This is a genomic window from Micromonospora sp. BQ11 (assembly GCF_052068135.1).
GTDB lineage: Bacteria > Actinomycetota > Actinomycetes > Mycobacteriales > Micromonosporaceae > Micromonospora.
In genome coordinates this window covers 649,194-673,003 of sequence record NZ_JBQHDB010000002.1, presented here as the reverse complement: position 1 = coordinate 673,003, position 23,810 = coordinate 649,194, and the positions used below count along the sequence as shown (strand labels likewise).

Sequence of the window (23,810 nt, the reverse complement as noted above, 5' to 3'; positions counted from 1 at the left end):
GAAGCTAAGCCCTCCAGCGCCGATGGTACTGCACCCGGGAGGGTGTGGGAGAGTAGGACACCGCCGGACAATCTTCCCGTTCAGGGCCACCCAACAGGGTGGCCCTGAACGCGTTTCCACACCTTTTCCCACCCGACGCCACCCCGATCCGGCCGGCGCCAGGTGGCCCGTACCCCTTGGGGGTTGTGGACCTGTCAGGGACGGGACTGCATCTGCTCGCGCATGATCCTCAGCAGGCCGCCGGCCTCGTCGACGGAGCGGCCGGGGAACATGGCCATCACGACGCTGCCGTGGTCGGCCCAGCCGCAGACGGCGAAGTCGCCGCCCTCCCCGCTGGTCGTGCCGCACTTCATCACGCCACCCAGGTCGCCGGCGGGAACCTCGCGTAGGCCGGTGACCCGGCCCGTCTCGTCCGCCATCAGGCCGAAGAGACTGTCCAGGTCCCGCTCCGGCTGCCACAGCAGGGTGGTGCCGCCGAAGACGAGCACCGACCGGCGTACGTCGGCCGGGTCGCGGTAGACGGTGCCGAAGCTGCGGTCCAGGTCGATGTCGGCGGCGAAGCCGCTACGCAGGTAGTCGGCGGTGCTGCGCGCCCGGTCGCTGTCGTCCCGGGTCAGTCCCACGATGCGCTCCGGCTGGGTGATCTCCGCGTCCTTCTGCTGGGCCACCCGCCACCCGGCGACGCCGATCGTGCCCGCGCCGACGACCCCCACCAGCGCGGCCGTCGCCCACGCCACCCGACGACGCCGTGACCAGCTCGGCCGCTCGTCCTCCGCCGCCCCCGGGTTCCGGTTGCTCAGCCGGATCGGCTCGTCGGTCAGGTCGATCGGGTCCCGGTCGTCGTCGACCGGGCGCTCGGTGAGATGTGCGTCGGACATAGCCGACACCGTACGCGAATGGCAGGTGGCGCACGTCGGGTCCCGGGAAGCCCTCCGTAGACTTCCAGGGTGACCGAGAGACTGGATGCCCGACGCCCCGACGCCCCGACCCTTGCCGGCCAGTACCAGCCCGGCGAGGTAGAGCAGCGACGGTACGAGCAGTGGGTAGCCGACGGTCGCTTCCGGGCGTCGGCGGACACCGACAAGCCGCCGTTCACCATCGTCATCCCGCCGCCGAACGTCACCGGCTCGCTGCACATGGGCCACGCGCTCGACCACACCGTCCAGGACGCCCTTGTGCGGCGCAAGCGGATGCAGGGTTACGAGGCGCTGTGGCTGCCCGGCATGGACCACGCCGGTATCGCCACCCAGAACGTCGTGGAGCGGCAGCTCGCCGGCCAGGGGCTGTCCCGGCACGACCTCGGGCGGGAGAAGTTCGTCGAGCGGGTCTGGCAGTGGAAGGCCGAGTCCGGCGGCGCGATCCTCGGCCAGATGCGGCGCCTGGGCGACTCCGTGGACTGGGAGCGGGAGCGCTTCACCATGGACGAGGGCCTGTCCCGGGCCGTCCAGACCATGTTCAAGAAGCTCTACGACGACGGGCTGATCTACCGGGCCAACCGGATCATCAACTGGTGCCCGCGCTGCCTGACGGCGCTGTCGGACATCGAGGTCGAGCACACCGACGACGAGGGCGAGCTCGTCTCGATCCGCTACAGCGACGACGTCGTGGTCGCCACCACCCGGGCCGAGACGATGCTCGGTGACACCGCGGTGGCGGTGCACCCCGACGACGAGCGGTACAAGCACCTCATCGGCACCGAGGTCGAGGTGCCGCTGACCGGGCGGCGCATTCCGATCGTGGGCGACGAGCACGTGGACCCCACGTTCGGCACCGGCATGGTCAAGGTCACCCCGGCGCACGACCCGAACGACTTCGAGATCGGCCAGCGTCACGACCTGCCGTCGCTCACCGTCATGGACGAGCGTGGGGTGATCACCGCGCACGGTCCGTTCCAGGGCCTGGACCGGTTCGAGGCCCGCCCGGCGATCGTCGCCGCCCTGCGGGAGCAGGGTCGGGTCGTGGCTGAGAAGCGGCCGTACGTGCACGCGGTCGGGCACTGCTCGCGCTGCCGGACCACGGTGGAGCCGCGGCTGTCACTCCAGTGGTTCGTGAACACCGCCCCCCTCGCGAAGGCCGCCGGCGACGCGGTGCGCGACGGCCGGGTGGCGATCGAGCCGGCGGAGCTCGCCAAGCGCTACTTCGCCTGGGTCGACAACATGCACGACTGGTGCATCTCGCGCCAGCTGTGGTGGGGCCACCGCATCCCGGTCTGGTACGGCCCGGCCGGCGAGATCGTCTGCGTCGGCCCCGACGAGCAGCCGCCGACCGGCGAGGGCTGGCACCAGGACGAGGACGTCCTCGACACCTGGTTCTCCAGCGGCCTGTGGCCGTTCTCCACGCTCGGCTGGCCGGAGCGTACGCCGGAGCTGGCGACGTTCTACCCGACCAGCGTGCTGGTCACCGGCTACGACATCCTCTTCTTCTGGGTCGCCCGGATGATGATGTTCGGGCTGTACGCGATGGACGGGAAGCAGCCGTTCGACGTGGTCGCCCTGCACGGGATGGTCCGCGACGAGCACGGCAAAAAGATGTCCAAGTCGTTCGGCAACGTCGTCGACCCGCTGGACTGGATCGGCCGCTTCGGCGCCGACGCGACCCGGTTCACCCTGGCCCGGGGCGCCAACCCGGGCGGCGACGTGCCGGTCAGCGAGGAGTGGTGCCAGGGCTCCCGCAACTTCTGCAACAAGCTCTGGAACGCCACCCGTTTCGCGCTGCTGAACGGCGCGCACACCGCGGGGGAGCTGCCGGCCGGCGACCAGCTGTCGACCGTCGACCGGTGGATCCTGTCCCGGCTGGCGCACGTCACGGCCGAGGTGGACGAGCAGTTCGAGGCGTACGAGTTCGCGAAGGTCTGCGACCTGCTCTACCACTTCGCGTGGGACGACGTCTGTGACTGGTACGTGGAGCTGAGCAAGCCGGTGCTCGCCGAGGGTGGCCCCGCCGCCGAGGCCACCCGCCGGGTGCTCGGTCACGTGCTGGACCAGCTGCTGCGGTTGCTGCACCCGGTCATCCCGTTCGTCACCGAGGAGCTGTGGATCGCCCTCACCGGCGGCGAGACGGTCATGACGGCCGCCTGGCCGGTCGCCGACCGTGCGCTCGTCAACGACGCCGCGGAGGCCGAGGTCGGCACCGTGCAGCGGGTGGTCACCGAGATCCGCCGGTTCCGGTCCGACCAGGGGCTGCGGCCCACGCAGCGGGTGTCCGCCCGCCTGGACGGCCTGACCGGCGCGGGGATCGGCGCGCACGAGCCGCTGATCCGGTCGCTGGTCCGGCTCGACCCGGCCGGGGACGACTTCCAGGCCAGCGCCACCCTGGCCGTCGCCGGTGACGTCACCGTCGCTCTGGACACCCGGGGCTCGATCGACGTGGCCGCCGAACGCGCCCGCCTCACCAAGGACCGGGCGGCGGCCGAGAAGGAGGCCGCGCAGGCCCGGGCGAAGCTCGACAACCCGGCCTTCGTCGGCAAGGCGCCGGAGCCGGTCGTCGCCAAGATCCGGGACCGGCTCGCCACCGCCGAGGCCGACCTCGCCCGTATCGACGCCGCTCTGGAGGCGCTTCCCTCGTGACCGACCGCACCGATTTCGCCGCCGTCGAGGCCGAGCTGGCCGGCCGCGGGTTCACCCGCATGGTCTTCGAGCTGGACCGGATCGAGTCCCTGCTCGACCTGCTGGGCAGCCCGCAGCGGGCGTACCCGTCGATCCACCTGACCGGCACCAACGGCAAGACCTCCACCGCCCGGATGATCGACTCGCTGCTGCGGGCCTTCGGGCTGCACACCGGCCGCTACACCAGCCCGCACCTGGAGACCGTCCGGGAGCGGATCAGCCTGGACGGCGAGCCGGTCGGTGAGGAGCGGTTCGCCGCCACGTACCGGGAGGTCGCGCCGCTGGCCGCGCTGGTGGACGAGCGGTCCGCCGAGCCGCTGACGTACTTCGACATGACCACGGCGCTGGCGTTCGCGACGTTCGCCGACGCGCCGGTCGACGTGGCCGTGGTCGAGGTGGGGCTCGGCGGTGCCGAGGACGCCACCAACGTCATCCAGGCGGGGGTGGCGGTGTTGACCCCGATCGGCCTGGACCACACCGAGTTCCTCGGCGACACCCTCCAGGACATCGCGCTGGCGAAGTCAGGGATCATCCACAAGGGCGCCACCGTCATCTCCGCGGCGCAGGACGAGGAGGCGGCCCGGCCGATCCTGGAACGCTGCGCCGAGGTGGGCGCCACCATCGCCCGGGAGGGCTCCGAATTCGGCGTCATGCGCCGGGCGGTCGCCGTCGGCGGTCAGGTGCTCACGCTCCAGGGGCTCGGCGGGGTGTACGAGGAGATCTTCGTACCGCTGCACGGCGCGCACCAGGCACAGAACGCGGCGGTGGCGCTCGCGGCGGTGGAGGCGTTCCTCGGGGCCGGTACCAAGCGCCAGCTCGACGTGGAGGCGGTGCGCGAGGGTTTCGCCGCGGCCAGCTCGCCCGGCCGGCTGGAGAAGGTCCGGACCGCCCCGACGATCCTGCTGGACGGGGCGCACAACCCGCACGGCATGGCCGCGACGGTCGCCGCCCTGCAGGAGGAGTTCGCGTTCAGCAAGCTCGTCGCGGTGGTGGGGGTGCTCGCCGACAAGGACGCGCCCAGCCTCCTGGAACTGCTGGAGCCCGTGGTCGACCAGATCGTGGTCACCCGGAACAGCTCGCCCCGGGCGATGTCGACCGGGGAGCTGGCGGACCTCGCCGCCGAGGTGTTCGGGCCGGAGCGGGTGGAGGTGGCTGAGGAGATGCCCGACGCGATCGAGACCGCGGTCGCCCTGGCCGAGGAGGACGTTCCCGGTGAGCTGTCGGGGGTCGGCATCATCGTCACCGGGTCCGTGGTGACCGTGGCCGACGCCCGCCGGCTGCTGAAGAAGTGACCGGTCCCGAGCGGGAGCCGGCGGACGGCGTCGACCGCACGAGCGGCCCCGACGCCGGTACGCCGGGCGGGCCGCAGCACCGGTCCGGTCTGCGCGACCCCGAGCGGGCGGTACGCGGGCTGGGCGCCGGCACGCTGGTGCTGGAGGCGCTGGTGCTGCTGCTCGCGATCCAGCCGATCCGGGTCCTCGGCGGCGACCTGAGTGGCGCCGCCGTCGGTGTGGTCGTGGCGCTCGCGGTGGTGGCGGTACTGCTGGCCGGGAGCATGCGCCGGCCGTGGGCCTGGAACGCCGGCACCGTCCTGCAGGGGCTGCTCCTGCTGGCCGGCCTGCTGCACTGGTCGCTGTTCGTCCTGGGCGTCATCTTCGCCCTGGTGTGGGCGTACGCGCTGCACGTGCGCCGGGTGATCCTGGGCTGAACCGTTCGCGCCGCCGGGCCACAGCGCCTCCGGCGGCGCGAAACGGGATCTCGTCAGGCGTCGGCGCGTTCGCGCCACTGGGTGAGGGCGATGCCGTGTCCGTCCGGGTCACGGAAGGCAGCGGCCCAGACCTCCAGCTTCGTGCCCCGGTTCACCACCCGGGGGGCGTACGTGAAGCGCACGCCGGACCCGCGCAGCCGGCCGTACGCGGCCTCGATGTCGTCCACTTCGAGGTTCACGTGCACCAGTCGACGGCTCACCGGCACCGCCTCGGTGACCTCCCGCAGCACCAGCCGGGTCGCCCCGGAGGCGAGGACGGCGTTGCCGGCGCCCCGGTCCACCTCCGTGAAGCCCAGGTCCCGGTAGAAGCGCAGCGAGCGGGTCAGGTCGGTGACGAGCAGCGTCACGCCGACGCCTGCGATCGGCGGGTCCGGCTCACCGGCACCCTCCGGATCGGCTCCCGTGCCGGGCTGCCGCCCGAAGATCGCCTCGTCCAGGTCCTCCGCGCTGACGTCGCTCGCCGGTGCCCGGTCCCGCGCAGGCGTGGGGTCGTCCAGCGGCAGGTCCAGCGGGTCGAGCGGGTCCGACGGCGCCGGCACGCGGAAGCGGCGCTCGGCGGTCGGTGCCGCGGTCGGCGTCGCGTCGATCGTCTCCACGGGCACGGTGGGATCGAACGGGCGGTCCGACGCCGGGCTGTCGAACGGGTCACCCGGCGGCGTGTCGTACCGCTCGGTCGCCGGTCCGAACGGGTCCGGTGGGCCGTCGTAGGGGTCCGGTGGGCCGTCGTACGGGTCCGGTCGGCCCGAGGGCGCGAAGCCGGCGGTGGGCGGGTCGAACTGCTCCTCGGCGGGGGGCCGGGGCGTCGGTGTGGCCCGGCGCGGCAAGCTGCCCGTGCCGCCCGGCTCGACCAGCGTGCCCTCCAGCACCACCGGCTCGCCGGGACGCTGGTGCAGCACCACCGGCTCGCGCTCCTCGGGCGGGCCGCCCAGGTCGTCCAGGGGGTCCGGGGCCGGCGGATCACGGAAGTCGTCGTCGGGCGCCCGGCCCGCCCACGGTGGCGCCTCCTGCCTGATGAGCCCCTCGTCGACGGGCTCCGCGCCCGCGTACTCCGGGGGAAGGTCGGCGACGGCGGCGGCGGTCTCCGCGTGGGTGGGCACCTCGTCCCAGAGGACCCGCACGTGGCGCTGGTCGTCGAGGGCGACCCGGATCGGCAGGGTCTGGCCCAGCGACGGCCACTTGGCGACCGGCACCCGCGGCTCGATGATCTTCTTCGACCGGGGTGGTAGGCCGGGTGCGTCGATCACCAGTTGCAGCTCGCAACGACCGAAGGCGTACTGGGTGGGTGGTTCGGAGGCGCTGTGCACGTGGCCCTCGCCGACCACCCAGGTGCGACCGCCCCCGCGCACCGTGGCCAGGGCGATCGACAGGACCAGCAGTGCCACACCGAGCGCCACGATGGCCCAGCTCTGCATGCCGAGGCCGAACAGGATCATGAAGACCGCCACGGTGCCCAGGACCGCGCCGATCAACTTGCGTACCGGCGCGATGGGTCGGCTCCCGCCATTCGCCACAGTGGACCTCCCTGGGTCAGGGCCAGGCTAGGCCGGATCGGCGGTCGGGGGAAGGACCGGCCGCCGCGCCGGCGCCGGGACCGGGTCGCTAGGCTGACCGTACCCAGATCGACCGGCTTCCGCGCACAGGAGGAACCCAGCGTGTCCAGCACCAGCCCGGCCGAGCGCACACTCGTACTGATCAAGCCCGACGCGGTCCGTCGCGGGCTGGTCGGCGAGATCATCTCCCGCTTCGAGCGCAAGGGGCTGCGGATCGACGCGATGGAGACGCGGACGCTGGACGGCGACTTCGCCGACCAGCACTACGCCGAGCACGTGGACAAGCCGTTCTACCCGCCGCTGAAGGAGTTCATGACCGGTGGGCCCCTGGTCGCGCTGGTGCTCACCGGCGACCAGGTGATCGAGGTGGTCCGGGGCATGATCGGCAGCACCGACGGTCGCAAGGCCGCCGCCGGCACCATCCGGGGCGACCTCTCCCTGTCCAACCGGGAGAACCTGGTGCACGCCTCCGACTCCACCGACAGCGCCAAGCGCGAGATCGGGCTCTGGTTCCCCGAGCTGGGCTGAGCAGGCACCACGACGGCCGGCGCGCGGAACCCCGCGCGCCGGCCGTCGTCGTTCCCGTGTCGTCAGGCGTCCGCCGGAAGCTCGGTGCGGCAGGTGACCGCGATCCGGTTCCAGACGTTGATCGTCGCGATCGCCATCAGCAGGTCCGCCAGTTCCTTCTCCGACCACACCTTGGCCGCCGCGTCCCAGACGTCGTCCGGCACGCCGTGGTCGCCGAGCCGGGTGACCGCGTCGGTCAGCGCCAGCGCGGCGCGCTCCCGCTCGTCGAAGAAGGGCGCCTCCCGCCAGGCCGCCACCGCGAAGAGCCGGCGGCTCGACTCACCCGCGGCGAGCGCGTCCCGCGTGTGCATGTCCACGCAGAACGCGCACCCGTTGAGCACCGACGCCCGCAGCTTCACCAGCTCCAGCACGGTGTGGTCGACGTTCTGCCGGACGTACTTCTCCATGCCCAGTACCGCCTGGTACGCCTCCGGCGCCACCCGTGACGGATCCATTCGCTGCATGACAACCTCCTGGTGCGGTGTGCGTGACACCGACTCGACGGAACGGCGCACCCTCGCGTGACCAGCGGATCGGGTGACCGTGCTCACGCTCCGTCGAGGGTGCTCGGGTCACGGGTCAGAGGGTGTCCAGGGGCTGGTCGCGATCCGGGTGCGGGCCAGCGTGGGCTCGTCGACCTCGATCCGGATCACCCTTGCAGCGAAGCGACGGGTGCCGTGCTGCCCTGGCCCGTGGGCGTTAAGCGGGGGCCCTTCCTCTACCGGAGGCGTTAAGCGGGGGCCCTTCCTTCGCCCGGATACTCGGCGGCGGACCGGCCGGCGGGTCGAGTACCCTTGACCGCACAGGCGTCGACCCGGCCATCACCGGCGAGCCTCCGGAAGAAAGGGCCTCCGCGCCCGAGTAGAACCGGACGGGACCGGCCCGTCACAGCCGGCCAACGAGCGGGCGGTCGCACCTCGACCGCCAAGCGGGGTGGTACCGCGGGCCCGGCCCGGCGCGTCGTCGAGGCGTACCGGTGAAGGCTCGTCCTCGCAGACCCACGACGAGTGAGCTGCTGCTGAGGAGAGCGACCCCCGATGGCCTATCCGTTGCACGACCCGACCGCCGCCGGTGTCCCGGCGAGCCCGGACCTGCCCGCGGTCGAGCGCCGGGTCCTGGAGCACTGGACGGCCGACAAGACCTTCGAGGCCTCCGTCGAGGCCCGCGAGGCCGGCCGGAACGGCGAGAACGAGTACGTCTTCTACGACGGCCCGCCCTTCGCCAACGGCCTGCCGCACTACGGCCACCTGTTCACCGGGTACGTCAAGGACGTGGTGCCCCGCTACCAGACGATGCGCGGCCGGCACGTCGAGCGGCGCTTCGGCTGGGACTGCCACGGCCTGCCCGCCGAGGTGGTCGCCGAGAAGCAGCTCGGCATCACCAGCAAGGCGGAGATCCTCGACCTCGGCGTGGCCCGGTTCAACGAGGCGTGCCGCACCTCGGTGCTGGAGTTCACCCACGACTGGGAGCGGTACATCAACCGGCAGGCCCGCTGGGTCGACTTCGCCAACGACTACAAGACCCTCGACCTGGACTACATGGAAAGCGTCATGTGGGCCTTCAGGACCCTGCACGACAAGGGCCTGGTCTACGAGGGCTTTCGGGTGCTCGCGTACTGCTGGCGGTGCGAGACGCCGCTGTCGAACACCGAGACCCGGATGGACGACGTCTACCGGGACCGGCACGACCCGACGTTGACCGTGTGGTTCGCGCTGACCGCCGACGAGTCCGCCCCGGAACTGGTGCGCGGGCCGGTCCGGCTCGGCGTCTGGACCACGACGCCGTGGACGCTGCCGTCGAACCTGGCGCTCGCCGTCGGCCCGGACATCGAGTACGCGGTGCTGGAACGGGAGGGCCAGCGGTACGTCGTCGGCGCCGCGCGGCTGGCCGCGTACGCCAAGGAGCTGGAGGGCTACGAGCTCCTCGGCACGGTGTACGGCCGCGACCTGGCCGGGCGCCGCTACACGCCGCTGTTCGACTTCCTCGTCGAGCAGGCCGGCGAGAACGCGTACCAGGTGCTCGGCGCGGACTTCGTGACCACCGAGGACGGCACCGGGATCGTCCACCTCGCCCCGGCGTTCGGTGAGGACGACCAGAACGTCTGCAACGCCGCCGGCATCCCGACGATCGTCACCGTGGATGACCACACGCGGTTCACCGCGCTGGTCCCGCCGTACCAGGGTGAGCAGGTCTTCGACGTCAACAAGCCGGTGATCCGGGAGCTCAAGGAGCGGGGGGTGGTGCTCAAGCAGGACACCTACACCCACTCGTACCCGCACTGCTGGCGCTGCGACACCCCGCTGGTCTACAAGGCGGTGTCGTCGTGGTTCGTCGCGGTGACGCAGTTCCGGGACCGGATGGTCGAGCTGAACCAGCAGATCAACTGGACGCCCGGCCACATCAAGGACGGCTCGTTCGGCAAGTGGCTGGCCAACGCCCGCGACTGGTCGATCAGCCGGAACCGGTTCTGGGGCTCGCCGATCCCGGTGTGGAAGTCCGACGACCCGACGTACCCGCGGGTGGACGTGTACGGCTCGCTGGCCGACATCGAGCGGGACTTCGGCGTACGCCTGATCGACCTGCACCGGCCGGCGGTGGACGACCTGGTCCGTCCCAACCCGGACGACCCGACGGGTGCGTCCATGATGCGCCGGGTGCCGGAGGTGCTGGACTGCTGGTTCGAGTCGGGTTCGATGCCGTTCGCCCAGGTGCACTACCCGTTCGAGAACGCCGACTGGTTCGAGCACCACTACCCGGGCGACTTCATCGTCGAGTACATCGGACAGACCCGCGGCTGGTTCTACACGATGCACGTGCTGGCCACCGCGCTGTTCGACCGGCCGGCCTTCCGGAACTGCCTCAGCCACGGCATCCTGCTCGGCTCCGACGGGCGCAAGATGTCCAAGAGCCTGCGCAACTACCCGGACGTGTACCACGTGTTCGACGCGTACGGCTCCGACGCGATGCGTTGGATGCTGATGTCCTCGCCGGTGTTGCGCGGCGGGGACATGGCGGTGACCGAGACGCTCATCCGGGACGCCGTCCGGCAGGTGCTGCTGCCGCTGTGGAACGTCTGGTACTTCTTCTCGCTCTACGCCAACGCCGACTCCCACACCGCCCGCCGTCGTACCGACTCCACGCACCTGCTCGACCGGTACGTGCTGGCCAAGACGCGGGAACTGGTGGAGACGGTCGGCGCGCAGATGGAGGCGTACGACATCTCCGGCGCCTGCGCCACCGTGCGGTCCTACCTGGACGCGCTGACCAACTGGTACGTGCGCCGCTCGCGGGACCGGTTCTGGTCCGGTGACGCCGACGCCTTCGACACCCTGTGGACGGTGCTGGAGACGCTCTGCCGGGTGGTCGCGCCGCTGGCGCCGCTGACCGCGGAGGAGATCTGGCGCGGCCTCACCGACGAGCGGTCGGTGCACCTGACCGACTGGCCGTCCGCCGAGGAGTTCCCCGCCGACCACGACCTCGTCGCGGCGATGGACGCCACCCGCGAGGTCTGCTCGGCGGCGCTGTCGCTGCGCAAGGCGAAGGGCCTGCGGGTGCGGCTGCCACTGTCGAGGCTGACCGTGGCGTCGCCGGTGGCGGCGCAGCTGCGGCCGTTCGGCGACCTGGTCGCCGACGAGGTCAACGTCAAGGCGGTGGAGTTCACCGACGCGGTGGCGGACTACTGCCAGCAGGTGCTGACCGTGGTGCCCCGGGCGCTCGGCCCGCGGGTCGGCAAGGCGGTGCAGCAGGTCATCAAGGCGGTCAAGGCGGGGGAGTGGGAGCTTCACGACGGCGCCCCGGTCGCCGCCGGGGTCACCCTCGCCGAGGGCGAGTACGAGCTGCGCCTGGTCGCGGCCGACGCCGAGCACTCCGCCCCGCTGCCCGGTGGGGAGGGCGTCGTCGTGCTGGACACCGAGGTCACCCCGGAGCTGGCCGCCGAGGGGCTGGCCCGGGACGTCGTCCGGGTGGTGCAGCAGGCCCGCCGGGACGCCGACCTGGACGTGTCTGACCGGATCGTGCTGCTGGTCGGCGCCTCCGAGGAGGTCCGGGCCGCGGTCGCCGGGTTCACCGACTTCGTCGCCCGCGAGGTGCTCGCCGACTCGGTGGACTTCGCCGACGAGGTGGAGGGCTTCACCGGCGAGGTCGGCGAGGGCGACCGCGTGACGGTCTCCGTCCGGAGGGTATGAGGGTGTAAGGAAGGGCACCTTCCTAACGCCTCAGGTAGAGGAAGGGCCCCCTCTTAACGCCGCCACCCTCCACGGGTGGACCGCCCGCCACCTCGGTCGGGGTGGCGGGCGGACGTCCGCTACGGTGACACCGCCCGTTCAGCACACGATCTGCCGGAGGACCAGTGCCGCTGCTCTACACCATCGGCAAGCTCACCGTGGCGCCCGCGCTGCGGTTGGCGTTCCGACCGACCGTGGAGGGTCTGGAGCACATCCCGGAGACCGGCGGCGCGATCTTCGCCGGCAACCACCTGTCGGTCGCCGACGAGCTGTTCCTCGGCACCGTGGTTGCCCGGCACCTGGCCTTCTGGGCGAAGTCGGACTACTACAAGGGCGCCGGGGTGAAGGGCGCGTTCCAGCGGTTCGTGTTCAACGGGCTCGGCGCCATCCCGGTCGAGCGGGCCGGCGGGCGGGCGGCGTTGTCCGCGTTCGACGCGGCGATCCCCGCGCTCAAGGGGGGTGACCTGGTCGCCATCTATCCGGAGGGGACCCGGTCGCCGGACGGGCGGCTCTACCGCGGGCGCACCGGCGCCGCCCGGCTGGCCCTCGCCGCGGGTGTCCCGGTCATCCCCGTCGGCATGATCGGCACCGACAAGGCCCAGCCGATCGGGGCCCGCCTCCCCCGGCCCGGCACGGCCAAGATCACTATTCGGTTCGGCAAGCCGCTGGACTTCACCGGCCGATCCGACGACCGCACCTCGCTGCGGGAGATGACCGACGAGCTGATGGGTGAGATCCAGAAGCTCACCGGCCAGGAGTACGTCCCCCGCTACGCGCCGCCGCGCGCCCACCCGCCGCTGGCCGGCGAGCCCGGGGCGGTCTGACCCTTTCGGGTGCCGCCCCGGACGGCACACGGCCTCCCCGACGGGTCGGTCAGCTCTGCTGTGGAGTCACGATCTGGGTGCGGAGCTCGTCGAGCAGGGCCGCGCTGTCGTCCAGCGAGAGCCGGGTGAAGACCGCGGTGGCGATGCTGCCGTGGTCGACCGAGGTGCAGACCACCACGTCGGCGCCGTTGGATCGGCCCGCCGCGCAGCGCGCGTGCCGGCCGCGTACGCCGGTGTCCTTCACCTGCGCGTCGCCCAGCGCGTACTCCTCGCGCAGCCGGCTGATCTCGGCGTCCGCGTCGGACTCGGGGGCGAACCGGAAACCGGTGCCGCCGAAGACGGTCACCCGCTTGCCGGTCGGGGTGGTGTAGACGCCGGCGAAGGTGTCCTCGGCGAGCCAGTGCGCCGCGCGTACCTTCGCCTCCAGTTCCTTGGCGGTCTGCGTGCTGCGGCTGTCCTCGCGCAGCCGCAGGTCGTCCACCTGGGCCGGCAGCGTGGCCTTCGCCGGGTACTGGCTCGCCATCGGCGCGCCGAACCAGGCGGGGCAACCGCAGCAGCACACCAGGGTGAACAGCAGCAGCCAGGGCCAGCGGCGGCGTCGGCGCACGGGCACCGGGACGTACCCCTTGGGGGCCTGCCAGCCGGGCGGCGGCGCCGTCGGCGGCGGCGCACCCCGGCCCTTCTTCCGCTTCGGCCGCGCGGGCGGCAGGTCCGGCACCGGCGGCGCGGGCTGTGGGTACGCGGGCTGCGGCGGCGCCGGGTACGCGACCGGCTGCGGCGGCGCGGGGTACGCGGCCGGCTGCGGCGGCGCGGGGTACGCGGCCGGGGGCGGAGACACCTGGTACGGCATGGCGGGCGGTGCGGGCGGCCCGGAGTACGGGCGGGTCGTCGGCGGTGCCGGGTAGGGCAGCGTCGGCGGGAGGTGCGGCATCTCGGCCGAGGGCAGCTCCCAGCCACCGGTGTCGACACCCGCCCAGGGGTCCACCGGCGCCTGGTGCTCGGGTAGCGGGGGCGGGGGCACCGGGGTGGGCTCGGCCGATTCGCCCCAGCCGCGCCTGCGTGGCGGCGGGGGCGGCACGGCGGCGGACCCGCTCCACTTCGGCGCGGGCGGCTCCGGCGGCTGCCCGCCCGAACGCTGACCGGCGGGCTCCGGCTCGTCGGCCGGCAGCGCGCGGGTGCCCTGCGGGCCGACGGCCGGTGCGGCGGCGGGCTCGGACTCGTCGGCGGGCAGCGCCCGCGTGCCGTGTGGGCCGTCGGTCGGCCGCCCGGCCTCCTCCGGCTCGTCGGTGGCCAGCTCACGGGTGCCCTCCGGACCCGTGCGGGGCTCGTCACCCGACGGTACGGGGGAGGGCGTGGCCTCCTCGGTGACCGCCGGCTCCCGGTCCCCGTGCGGGTCCGGTGTGTCCCCGTCGGCCGGCCGGTCAGCACCCGGCTGCGGCTGCGGCATCGCGGCAATCTCCTCTCGCGCCCGTTGCGAGGTTAGTACCGGCGCGCCACCACCGACGAATCCGCTGGTGCTTCTCGGCCGGTGGCGTGCGCGCCGTCACCGGCGACGGGCCGCGTACCCTTGGGCTTCATGAGCGTCCCGTCGACCGCGCCGCGCCCGACCGCGGCCCATTCCGTCTGGCCACAGCTGGAGCCGCTGCTGCCCCAGGTGACCAAGCCCATCCAGTACGTCGGTGGCGAGCTGGGTGCGGTGGTCAAGGACTGGGACACGGCGACCGTACGGTGGGCGCTGATGTACCCGGACGCGTACGAGGTCGGCCTGCCCAACCAGGGCGTGCAGATCCTGTACGAGGTGCTCAACGAGCTGCCCGACGTGCTCGCCGAGCGCACGTACGCGGTCTGGCCGGACCTGGAGGCGCTGATGCGCTCCCACGGCGTGCCGCAGTTCACCGTCGACGCGCACCGCGCGGTCCGCGCCTTCGACGTGTTCGGCGTGTCCTTCTCCACCGAGCTGGGCTACACGAACCTGCTCACGGCGATCGACCTGGCCGGCATCCCGATGCTCGCCGCCGACCGGACCGACGACGACCCGGTGATCGTGGCCGGCGGGCACGCCGCGTTCAACCCGGAGCCGATCGCCGACTTCGTCGACGCCGCGGTGCTCGGCGACGGCGAGGAAGCGGTCCTGGAGATCACCGCGATCGTCCGGGAGTGGAAGGCCGAGGGCTCACCCGGTGGCCGGGACGAGCTGCTGCTGCGGCTGGCCCGCACCGAGAGCGTGTACGTGCCGCGCTTCTACGACGTGGACTACCTGCCCGACGGGCGGATCCAGCGGGTCGTGCCGAACCGGGCGGACGTGCCGTTCCGGGTGCACAAGCGCACGACGATGGACCTGGACGCCTGGCCGTACCCGAAGAAGCCCCTGGTCCCGCTCGCCGAGACCGTGCACGAGCGGTACGCGGTGGAGATCTTCCGGGGTTGCACCCGGGGCTGCCGCTTCTGCCAGGCCGGCATGATCACCCGCCCGGTGCGGGAGCGCTCGATCACCACCGTCGGCCAGATGGTGAAGGAGGGGCTGGAGTTCTCCGGCTTCCACGAGGTGGGCCTGCTGTCGCTGTCGTCGGCCGACCACTCCGAGATCGGCGACATGTGCTCCGGCCTCGCCCAGCAGTACGAGGGCACCAACGTCTCGCTCTCGCTGCCGTCGACCCGGGTGGACGCGTTCAACATCGACCTCGCGCAGGAGCTGTCCCGCAACGGTCGGCGTACCGGTCTGACGTTCGCCCCCGAGGGCGGGTCGGAGCGGATTCGCAAGGTGATCAACAAGATGGTGTCGAAGGAAGACCTCATCCGCACCGTGGTCACCGCGTACACCAACGGCTGGCGGCAGGTGAAGCTGTACTTCATGTGCGGCCTGCCCACCGAGACCGACGACGACGTCCTCGAGATCGCGGACATGGCGCACGAGGTCATCCGCGCCGGTCGGGCGGCCACCGGTTCCAAGGACATCCGCTGCACGGTCTCCATCGGCGGTTTCGTGCCGAAGCCGCACACCCCGTTCCAGTGGGCGAAGATGGAGCGCCCGGAGGTCATCGACCACCGGCTCAAGATCCTCAAGCAGGCCATCAACTCCGACCGTTCGCTGGGCCGGGCGATCGGCTTCCGCTACCACGACGGCGAGCCGTCGCTGATCGAGGGCCTGCTCTCCCGTGGCGACCGTCGGGTCGGCGCGGTGATCCGCAAGGTGTGGGAGAACGGCGGCCGGTTCGACGGCTGGAGCGAGCACTTCTCGTACCAGCGCTGGGTGCAGGCCGCCGACGAGGTGCTGCCGACCTTCGGGGTGGACCTCGACTGGTACACCACCCGGGAGCGCGAGGAGCTGGAGGTCCTGCCCTGGGACCACCTGGACTCGGGCCTGGACAAGGACTGGCTCTGGCAGGACTGGCAGGACTCGCTGTCGGAGTACGAGCAGGACGACTGCCGGTGGACCCCGTGCTTCGACTGCGGCGTCTGCCCGTCGATGGACACCGAGATCCAGATCGGTCCCACCGGCAAGAAGCTCCTGCCGTTGACCCCGGTCAACGGTGACGGCCTCAAGCTCCCGACCGGCGCGCAGCAGTGATCGTTCGGAGCGGGTGCGCCGCGCGTCTCCCGCGCGCCGCCCGCTCCGCCCGGTGATCATGAAGCTATTGTCTCCGGCACGGCGTGTCGCCGGCAACAACTTCATGATCAACCGGTTCTGACACCGAGGAGCACGACGATCAGTAAGAGACCACAGCCCGAGGGCGGGCAGGCGCCGGTCGTCCAGCGCGTCCGGATCCGGTACGCCAAGCGTGGGCCGCTGCGGTTCACGTCCCACCGGGACTTCGCCCGTGCCTTCGAGCGGGCGCTGCGCCGGGCCGGAGTGCCGATCGCCTTCTCCCAGGGCTTCACCCCGCACCCGAAAATCTCGTACGCCAGCGCCGCCCCGACCGGCGTGGCCAGCGAGGCCGAGTACCTGGAGATCGGCCTGCGCGAGGAGGTCGACCCGGAGCAGCTGCGCGCGGCTCTCGACGCCGCCCTGTCGCCCGGGCTCGACGTCCTGGACGCGGTGGTGGCCGGTGGCGGCAGCCTGGCCGACCGGATCGAGGCCTCGCACTGGCGCATCGAGCTGCCCGAGGTCGACCCCGGTGTCGCACAAAGGGCGGTTTCCGCCTTCGTCGCCGCCGACGAGGTCCTCGTCGAGCGCATGACCAAGCAGGGGCGACGCACCTTCGACGCCCGGTCGGCGGTCATCTCCATCGATGTCGTCGCGCCGACGGAGACGCCTTCCGAGGTCGCGGCCGTGCCGTGTGCGATACTCGAACTGGTCGTGCGGCAGGTCACCCCGTCCGTACGACCCGATGACGTCCTTTCCGGCCTCCGCGTGGTGGCCGACCTGGAGCCGCCGGTCTCACCGAAGGTGATCCGGCTGGCGCAGGGCACGCTGACCGCGCAGGGCGCGATCGCGGATCCGTTGGAAGCGGACCGCGACGGGGCATCCATCGGCGAACGCTGACCGTCGGTCAGTGTTCGAGCAGGCAGACTTCGGCGGTCGCGCGACCAGCGCGATCGGCGGAAACACTTTTGCGGCGACCCTGCGTGGCAGCGCTCACACGCGCCCGGGGCAGCCAGAACTGGAGAACGTCCATGCTCGAGAACGAGCCCGAGGGCGGCGAACGCACCGGTTCCCAGCCGGCCCGCGACACCGCTGAACAGCACGACACGCCGTCGTCGGAGCGGTCCTCCGCCGCCGGCACCACGCCAGGGGAGACCGGTGACGCGGCCGGACCCGCCCCGAGCGAGGCCGCCGGCAGCGGCACCGCCGACCTGGGGGAGCCCAAGGCGCCCGCCCGGCGGCGGGTCAGCCGCCGCAAGGCCGCGCCGCTGAACCAGCCGGAGCAGACCGAGGCGCCGGTCGAGGCGACCGCCGCCGCGCAGGGCAGCGGCGAGTCCCCGCAGGCGGAGGTCTTCGCCCCGGTGACCGGGGACCTCGACGCCGCCGCCAAGGCCCCGCGCCGTCGCCGTAAGGCCACCACCGCGAAGGCCGCCGCCGAGGAGCCGGTCGTCGCCGACGGTGTCGAGGCGGCCACCGAGGACGTCGTACCCCCGGTCAAGGTGACGCGTACCCGCCGGCGCAAGGCCGCCCCCGCGGCGGCCGACCCGGCCGCGGAGACCCCGACCGAGGCGGCCGGGATCCCCGAGCCGACCGCGCCCGCCGCGGGCGGCGAGGTCACGGAGACCGAGCCCGAGGAGACCGAGCCCGAGGCCGGCACGGCCTTCGGTGCCGCCGCGCAGGCCGTCGTGGATGCCGCCGCGGCCCGGCCGGTCGCCGAGGACGCCGCCGCGCAGCCGGTCGCGCCGAGTGGGACCGAGAGTCGCTCCGGCGAGGTGCCCCCGGGTGTCGCGGTGTCCGCGCCGACCGACGAGCCCGCCGCGGAGACGCCGGCCGCCGAGCCCGAGCCCCGCACGCGCCGCCGCCGGGCGGCGCTGTCCGCGCCGACCGTGCTGTTCATGGCGCCGCAGCCCGAGGACGTGCCGGTCGTCCGCGCCGCCGCTCCGGCGCCGGCCGTCGCCGAGGAGCCCGCCGAGGAGGAGCCGACCGAGCCGTCGCGCCGCCGCCGGCGGGGCCGCCGCGAGGTCGAGCAGGTCGAGGTGGTGGAGCCCGTCGAGGCCGAGGAGTTCACCGAGGAAGCCGAGGAGGAGGCCGAGGACGAGGACGAGGACGAGAGCGCGGCGGCCCGCCGTCGTCGTCGTCGTGGTCGTCGTGGCCGTGGCCGTGGCAAGGGTGGCGCGGACGACACCGAGGACGAGGAGTCCGAGGAGGCCGCGCAGGCCGAGGGCGAGGAAGAAGAGGCCGAGGCCGAGGACGAGGAGGCCGAGGGCGAGGGCGAGGGTGACGGGATGACCCGCCGCCGCCGGCGCCGTCGCCGTCGGGGTGCCGGTGACGTCGAGGGCGGCGCCGACGACGGCGTGCCCACCGTCGTCAAGATTCGGGAGCCCCGCAAGACCGTCGACGAGGTGCAGGGCGTCTCCGGGTCGACCCGGCTGGAGGCCAAGCGCCAGCGCCGCCGGGACGGCCGGGAGCAGCGTCGCACCCGCCCGCCGATCCTCAGCGAGTCCGAGTTCCTGGCCCGCCGGGAGGCGGTCGACCGGGTGATGGCCGTCCGCCAGCGCGGCGACCGTACGCAGATCGCCGTCCTGGAGGACGGTGTGCTGGTCGAGCACTACGTCACCCGGAACTCCTCCGGCACGATGGCCGGCAGCGTCTACCTCGGCAAGGTGCAGAACGTCCTGCCGAGCATGGAGGCGGCCTTCGTCGACGTCGGGCGCGGTCGCAACGCCGTCCTGTACGCGGGCGAGGTCAACTGGGACACCACCGGCCTGGAGGGTCGTGCCCGCTCGATCGAGCAGGCCCTCAAGTCCGGTGACTCGGTGCTGGTGCAGGTCACCAAGGACCCGATCGGGCACAAGGGCGCGCGGCTGACCAGCCACATCGCGCTCTCCGGCCGGCACCTCGTCTACGTGCCCAACGGGAACGCCTCCGGCATCAGCCGGAAGCTGCCGGACAACGAGCGCAAGCGGCTGCGGGACGTGCTGAAGAAGCTCGTCCCGGACGGCGCGGGCGTGATCGTCCGGACCGCCGCCGAGGGCGCCAGCGAGGACGAGCTCGCCCGCGACGTCAAGCGGCTCCAGGCCCAGTGGGAGGACATCCAGGCCAAGGCCGCCGAGGGTGGCGCCCCGGTGCTGCTCTACGAGGAGCCGGACCTGGTCATCCGGGTCGTCCGGGACCTCTTCAACGAGGACTTCCGCGAGCTGGTCATCGAGGGCGAGCAGTCGTACGAGATGGTCGAGTCGTACCTGTCGCACGTCTCGCCGGACCTGGTCGCCCGGCTGCGCCGGCACGTCGGCACCACCGACGTGTTCGCCGAGTACCGGATCGACGAGCAGATCATCAAGGGGCTGGACCGCAAGGTCTTCCTTCCCTCCGGTGGTTCGCTGGTGATCGACCGGACCGAGGCGATGACGGTCGTCGACGTCAACACCGGCAAGTACACCGGCTCCGGGGGCAACCTCGAGGAGACGGTGACCCGGAACAACCTGGAGGCGGCCGAGGAGATCGTCCGTCAGCTGCGGCTGCGCGACATCGGCGGCATCGTGGTGATCGACTTCATCGACATGGTGCTGGAGTCCAACCGCGAGCTGGTGCTGCGCCGGCTGACCGAGTGCCTGGGCCGGGACCGCACCAAGCACCAGGTCACCGAGATCACCTCGCTGGGCCTGGTGCAGATGACCCGCAAGCGGATCGGCGCCGGCCTGCTGGAGGCGTTCAGCGAGCCCTGCGAGTGCTGCAAGGGCCGGGGCCTGGTCGTCCACACCGAGCCGGTGCCGGAGAAGCCGCGCGCCGGTGGTGGTGCGGGGGAGAAGGTCAAGGCCGTGGCCACCGCCGTGGCGGCCCCGGCGGCCGAGCAGTCGGCCTCGTCCCGGCGCCGGGCGCGCAAGAGCGTACCGGCCGAGCGGACCGTGGCCGAGGTCACCGAGACCGAGACCGACAGCGCCGGTGCCACCGCCGTGGTGGAGGCCGACTACCACGACACCATGGGCTACGACCTGTCCCGGTACGAGTCGGACACCGCGGCGGCCCCGGCGGTCGACGACGCCCAGACGGGTGAGTCGGCCCGCCTGGCCGCGGCGGACGACCCGGATGCGATCTCCGACGACGAGGAGACTGAGGGCGGCACCGGCCGCCGCCGGTCCCGTCGGGGTGGCGCACGCCGCCGTACGCGCCCGTGACGCCCTGACCGAGCATCGACCGAGCCCCTCCACGCCGATCCCGGCGGAGGGGCTCCGTCGTACCCGGCACAGGGGTGTACGGCGGGGTCGGTTTGGGTGTCCGGCCTGCCATGGCGTACTCTTGCCTGCGGCGCACCTTTGGTGTGCCGAGTTCCCGCGTGCCCGCGCCGCCGTGCTTCTGCTACCCGGCGAGCCGCCGTGGGAACGACCGACCGGCAACGGTGGGAACAGACGCCAGCAGCCTCAACGACAGGGAGTCCGCCTCCGATGTACGCGATCGTCAAGACCGGCGGCAAGCAGTACAAGGTCGCCGAGGGCGACGTGATCGAGGTCGAGAAGCTCACCGGTGCCCCCGGTGACGCGGTGAAGCTCACCGCGGTGCTCCTCGTCGACGGTGACGACCTGGTGACCGACGCGGCGAAGCTTGCCAAGGTCGCGGTGTCCGGCGAGATCGCCGCGCACACCAAGGGCCCGAAGATCCGGATCCACAAGTTCAAGAACAAGACCGGCTACCACAAGCGCCAGGGTCACCGCCAGCCGTTGACCCAGGTCAAGGTGACCGGCATCTCCAGCGGGAAGTAGGTCGTCCTCCAATGGCTCACAAAAAGGGTGCGTCCAGCTCGCGTAACGGTCGTGACTCCGCGGCCCAGCGACTTGGCGTGAAGCGCTTCGGTGGTCAGGTCGTCAGCGCGGGTGAGATCCTCATCCGTCAGCGTGGCACCAAGTTCCACCCCGGTGACCTGGTCGGCCGTGGCGGCGACGACACGCTGTTCGCGCTGTCCGCCGGCTCGGTCCAGTTCGGCACCAAGCGCGGTCGCAAGACCGTCAGCATCGTGCCGCAGCAGTAGTTCTCCGGCTGAAGCGGGCCGCGGACCTCGTGTCCCGGCCCGCTTCGCCTTTTCTCGTGCGGGGAGCTGACCTCGCTGGAAGGATTGACGCCCGTGGCGACGTTCGTTGACCGGGTCGTCCTGCACCTGCAGGCCGGCGATGGTGGGCACGGTTGTGTCTCGATCCACCGGGAGAAGTTCAAGCCCTTCGGGGGGCCCGACGGCGGTAACGGCGGGCACGGCGGCAGCGTGTCGCTGGTCGTCGACCCGCAGGTCACCACCCTGCTCGACTTCCACTTCCGCCCGCACGTGAAGGCCGAGAACGGCAAGGGCGGCGCCGGCTCGAACCGGGACGGCGCCAACGGCCGGGACCTCGTGCTCAAGGTCCCCAACGGCACCGTCGTGCACGCCCTGGACGGCACCGTGCTGGCCGACCTGGTCGGTGTCGGCACCACCTTCGAGGTGGCCCGGGGCGGGCGCGGTGGCCGCGGCAACGCGTCGCTGGCCAACGCCCGCCGCAAGGCGCCCGGCTTCGCCGAGCTGGGCGAGCCCGGCGACCAGCTCGACGTGGTGCTGGAGCTCAAGAGCGTCGCCGACGTGGGCCTGGTGGGCTTCCCGTCGGCCGGCAAGTCGTCGCTGATCTCGGTGCTCTCCGCGGCCAAGCCGAAGATCGCCGACTACCCGTTCACCACCCTCGTGCCGAACCTGGGCGTGGTCCGGGTGGACAACCACACCTTCACCGTCGCCGACGTACCCGGCCTCATCCCGGGGGCGGCCACCGGCAAGGGGCTCGGCCTGGAGTTCCTGCGGCACATCGAGCGCTGCTCGGTGCTGGTGCACGTGATCGACACGGCCACGCTGGAGCCGGGCCGCGACCCGGTCGCCGACATCGACGCGATCGAGGCGGAGCTGGAGGCGTACGGCGGGCTGGCCGACCGGCCCCGGATGGTCGCCCTGAACAAGGTCGACGTGCCCGACGGCCGGGACCTTGCCGAGATCGTCCGCCCCGACCTGGAGGAGCGCGGCTTCCGCGTGTTCGAGGTCTCCGCCGCCACCCGCGAGGGGCTCAAGGAACTGACGTACGCGATGGCCGAGGTGGTGGAGCAGTCGCGGAACGCCGCGCCGCCGGCCGAGCCGACCCGCATCGTGATCCGGCCGCAGGCGGTCGACGACGTCGGGTTCACCATCGAGGCCGCCGAGGACGGCGCCTGGGTGGTCAAGGGTGCCCGCCCGGAGCGGTGGGTGCGGCAGACGAACTTCGACAACGACGAGGCGATCGGCTACCTTGCCGACCGGCTGGCCCGGCTGGGCGTCGAGGAGAAGCTCGGCAGGGCCGGCGCGGAGCCCGGCGACCTGGTGCGGATCGGGCAGCGCGAGTTCGACTGGCAGCCCACTCTCTACGCCGGCGCCGAGTTCGTCCCCGGTAACCGGGGCACGGACGTCCGGCTGGAGGAGAGGTCGAGCCGCGCCCGGGCCGCCGAGCGGCTCGCGGCCCGCAAGGCCCGCCGGCAGCGCCCGGAGGACGAGATCGAGGGCGGTCCCGCCGACCAGGACGGGTACGACGCGTACGACGCGGACCGCGACGACGACGAATAGCACGACACGCTCCGTGGCCGGGACGACTGCCGGAAACCTCCGCGAAAGGCATCGCCTCTAGCGTCGGGTGATGCTGATCTCCGCTCGCACCGGCACCGATCCGGAGCTGGCCGCCCTGGTGGTGGCGTGGCAGCGGGAGCTGGGCGCCGTCGGTCACCGCGCCGACGGCACACCGGCCGACGTGCGCTTCCTGGTCGCCGTGGTCGGGGGACGGGCGGTCGCCTGTGGCGGACTGCGGTCACGGGATCCCGGGACCGGGGAGCTGCACGCGGTGTACGTCCGGCCGGCGTACCGGGGGCGGGGCATCGCCCGGCAGTTGCTGGCCACGCTGGAGGAGGTGGCCTTCCAGGCCGGCCACACGACGGTCTTCCTACCCACCGCGTCGTCCCCGACCGCCACGGCCGGCTTCTGGACCGCCTGCGGCTACCAGCCGGTCCCGGCGTACGGGGAGCACGGTGGCCTGTCGTACGGCCGCTGTTTCGCGAAGCGCCTGCCGGTGGCCGCCTGACGGCGGCGCCCCCGCGCGGTCCCGGCGGCCGGCGTGCGGGCGGCCCGCTGACCGACCGCGTCAGGGGCGGTCGAAGGGGGTGTCGAGCCGGCCACCGGTGCCCGCCCGGTTGGAGAGCAGCAGCCCGAGCGCGAGCATGCCGAAGCCGAGGAACAGGTGCAGCCAGTTGTCGGCCTCGTTGACCGGGATGACGTTCGCCGCGCTCTCCCGGTCGATGGCCAGGCCGTACAACCACAGTCCCAGGTAGAGGGCACCGCCGCCGGCCAGGAACACGCGGGCCCCGGCGACGCTGCGCGCCATCACCGGGCCGGCCAGGCCGAACCCGAGGTGCAGGATGTTGTGCAGGATCGACACCTGGAACAGGCCGAGCAGCTTCGCCTCCGAGTGGTGACCGGCGAAGGTCAGGTGGTTGTACCCGGTGGTGATGCCGGGGACGAACCCGAGCGCCCCGATCAGCAGGAAGGCCGCGGCCGCCAGGAGCGCGGCCAGCTGCACCTTCTGCCGCGGGCCCCGGCTGTCCCGTGCTCTGCGTGCCATCGACGTCACCTCCGTGGATCCGCGGAACCCCCGCTGCGCGGCGTGCA

The 23,810-nt window shown here is 72.5% G+C and carries 18 protein-coding genes and 1 rRNA gene; 14 read left to right on the top strand and 5 right to left on the bottom strand.

Going from position 1 to position 23,810, the window contains the following annotated elements; translation table 11 throughout:
- Positions 1 to 69, top strand: a 5S ribosomal RNA gene (gene rrf, locus ACTMSW_RS07150); the annotation flags it as partial.
- Positions 70 to 194: 125 nt separating this feature from the next.
- Here the strand turns inward: rrf and ACTMSW_RS07145 are convergent.
- Positions 195 to 878: a hypothetical protein gene (locus ACTMSW_RS07145; protein ID WP_441179652.1), complete on the bottom strand. Its 684-nt coding sequence runs from the start codon at positions 876 to 878 to the stop codon at positions 195 to 197.
- 69 nt (positions 879 to 947) lie between these two features.
- On the opposite strand from ACTMSW_RS07145, the gene ACTMSW_RS07140 reads away from it, so the two are divergent.
- Genes ACTMSW_RS07140 through ACTMSW_RS07130 form a run of 3 tightly spaced genes read left to right on the top strand, consistent with a single transcriptional unit; the run spans position 948 to position 5,313 of the window.
- Positions 948 to 3,566 carry a valine--tRNA ligase gene (locus ACTMSW_RS07140; protein WP_441179651.1) on the top strand — a complete coding sequence of 873 codons (2,619 nt, stop codon included), beginning with the start codon at positions 948 to 950 and terminating at the stop codon, positions 3,564 to 3,566.
- Positions 3,563 to 4,897, top strand: a complete 1,335-nt coding sequence (locus ACTMSW_RS07135) for a bifunctional folylpolyglutamate synthase/dihydrofolate synthase (protein ID WP_441179649.1) — start codon at positions 3,563 to 3,565, stop codon at positions 4,895 to 4,897. The genes ACTMSW_RS07140 and ACTMSW_RS07135 overlap by 4 nt, the downstream gene beginning before the upstream one ends.
- Positions 4,894 to 5,313, top strand: a complete 420-nt coding sequence (locus ACTMSW_RS07130) for a DUF4233 domain-containing protein (RefSeq protein ID WP_441179648.1) — start codon at positions 4,894 to 4,896, stop codon at positions 5,311 to 5,313. The genes ACTMSW_RS07135 and ACTMSW_RS07130 overlap by 4 nt, the downstream gene beginning before the upstream one ends.
- Before the next feature lie 53 nt (positions 5,314 to 5,366).
- Here the strand turns inward: ACTMSW_RS07130 and ACTMSW_RS07125 are convergent, their stop codons facing one another.
- Entirely contained in the window at positions 5,367 to 6,884 is a 1,518-nt protein-coding gene (locus ACTMSW_RS07125; protein WP_441179647.1) for a VOC family protein, read from the bottom strand.
- 141 nt (positions 6,885 to 7,025) lie between these two features.
- Here ACTMSW_RS07125 and ndk point away from each other — a divergent pair, with 141 nt between their 5' ends.
- Complete coding sequence (gene ndk, locus ACTMSW_RS07120) at positions 7,026 to 7,451, top strand: nucleoside-diphosphate kinase (protein WP_441179646.1); 426 nt, start codon at positions 7,026 to 7,028, stop codon at positions 7,449 to 7,451.
- 62 nt (positions 7,452 to 7,513) lie between these two features.
- Here the strand turns inward: ndk and ACTMSW_RS07115 are convergent, their stop codons facing one another.
- Positions 7,514 to 7,954 carry a carboxymuconolactone decarboxylase family protein gene (locus ACTMSW_RS07115; RefSeq protein WP_441179645.1) on the bottom strand — a complete coding sequence of 147 codons (441 nt, stop codon included), beginning with the start codon at positions 7,952 to 7,954 and terminating at the stop codon, positions 7,514 to 7,516.
- 573 nt (positions 7,955 to 8,527) lie between these two features.
- Between ACTMSW_RS07115 and ileS the strand changes: the two genes are divergently transcribed.
- Positions 8,528 to 11,674: an isoleucine--tRNA ligase gene (ileS, locus tag ACTMSW_RS07110; protein ID WP_441179644.1), complete on the top strand. Its 3,147-nt coding sequence runs from the start codon at positions 8,528 to 8,530 to the stop codon at positions 11,672 to 11,674.
- A gap of 164 nt (positions 11,675 to 11,838) precedes the next feature.
- Positions 11,839 to 12,537, top strand: coding sequence for a lysophospholipid acyltransferase family protein (locus tag ACTMSW_RS07105; protein ID WP_441179643.1), 699 nt, complete (start codon positions 11,839 to 11,841; stop codon positions 12,535 to 12,537).
- A 49-nt stretch (positions 12,538 to 12,586) separates the two neighbouring features.
- On the opposite strand, the gene ACTMSW_RS07100 is transcribed toward ACTMSW_RS07105, so the two are convergent.
- On the bottom strand, positions 12,587 to 13,984 hold the full coding sequence (locus ACTMSW_RS07100; protein WP_441179642.1) for a hypothetical protein: 1,398 nt from the start codon (positions 13,982 to 13,984) through the stop codon (positions 12,587 to 12,589).
- Positions 13,985 to 14,113: 129 nt separating this feature from the next.
- Between ACTMSW_RS07100 and ACTMSW_RS07095 the strand changes: the two genes are divergently transcribed.
- The 7 genes from ACTMSW_RS07095 to ACTMSW_RS07065 all read left to right on the top strand — a co-directional run bounded on the left by ACTMSW_RS07095 (position 14,114) and on the right by ACTMSW_RS07065 (position 23,226).
- The gene (locus ACTMSW_RS07095) at positions 14,114 to 16,105 is read left to right on the top strand and encodes a TIGR03960 family B12-binding radical SAM protein (protein ID WP_441179641.1); all 1,992 of its coding nucleotides are present in this window, start codon (positions 14,114 to 14,116) and stop codon (positions 16,103 to 16,105) included.
- A gap of 195 nt (positions 16,106 to 16,300) precedes the next feature.
- A complete protein-coding gene (locus tag ACTMSW_RS07090; RefSeq protein ID WP_441179693.1) occupies positions 16,301 to 17,020 on the top strand; it encodes a TIGR03936 family radical SAM-associated protein in 720 nt (239 codons plus the stop codon).
- A 131-nt stretch (positions 17,021 to 17,151) separates the two neighbouring features.
- Positions 17,152 to 20,295 (top strand): Rne/Rng family ribonuclease, encoded by a 3,144-nt coding sequence (locus ACTMSW_RS07085; protein ID WP_441179640.1) that lies wholly within the window; start codon positions 17,152 to 17,154, stop codon positions 20,293 to 20,295.
- Between the two features lie 267 nt (positions 20,296 to 20,562).
- The gene (gene rplU, locus ACTMSW_RS07080; RefSeq protein ID WP_067312477.1) at positions 20,563 to 20,877 is read left to right on the top strand and encodes a 50S ribosomal protein L21; all 315 of its coding nucleotides are present in this window, start codon (positions 20,563 to 20,565) and stop codon (positions 20,875 to 20,877) included.
- 11 nt (positions 20,878 to 20,888) lie between these two features.
- The gene (gene rpmA, locus ACTMSW_RS07075) at positions 20,889 to 21,143 is read left to right on the top strand and encodes a 50S ribosomal protein L27 (protein ID WP_091072397.1); all 255 of its coding nucleotides are present in this window, start codon (positions 20,889 to 20,891) and stop codon (positions 21,141 to 21,143) included.
- Positions 21,144 to 21,236: 93 nt separating this feature from the next.
- Complete coding sequence (gene obgE, locus ACTMSW_RS07070; protein WP_441179639.1) at positions 21,237 to 22,718, top strand: GTPase ObgE; 1,482 nt, start codon at positions 21,237 to 21,239, stop codon at positions 22,716 to 22,718.
- Positions 22,719 to 22,788: 70 nt separating this feature from the next.
- On the top strand, positions 22,789 to 23,226 hold the full coding sequence (locus ACTMSW_RS07065) for a GNAT family N-acetyltransferase (RefSeq protein WP_441179638.1): 438 nt from the start codon (positions 22,789 to 22,791) through the stop codon (positions 23,224 to 23,226).
- A 60-nt stretch (positions 23,227 to 23,286) separates the two neighbouring features.
- On the opposite strand, the gene ACTMSW_RS07060 is transcribed toward ACTMSW_RS07065, so the two are convergent.
- Positions 23,287 to 23,763 (bottom strand): DUF4383 domain-containing protein, encoded by a 477-nt coding sequence (locus ACTMSW_RS07060; protein ID WP_441179637.1) that lies wholly within the window; start codon positions 23,761 to 23,763, stop codon positions 23,287 to 23,289.
- Between the last annotated feature and the right edge of the window lie 47 nt (positions 23,764 to 23,810).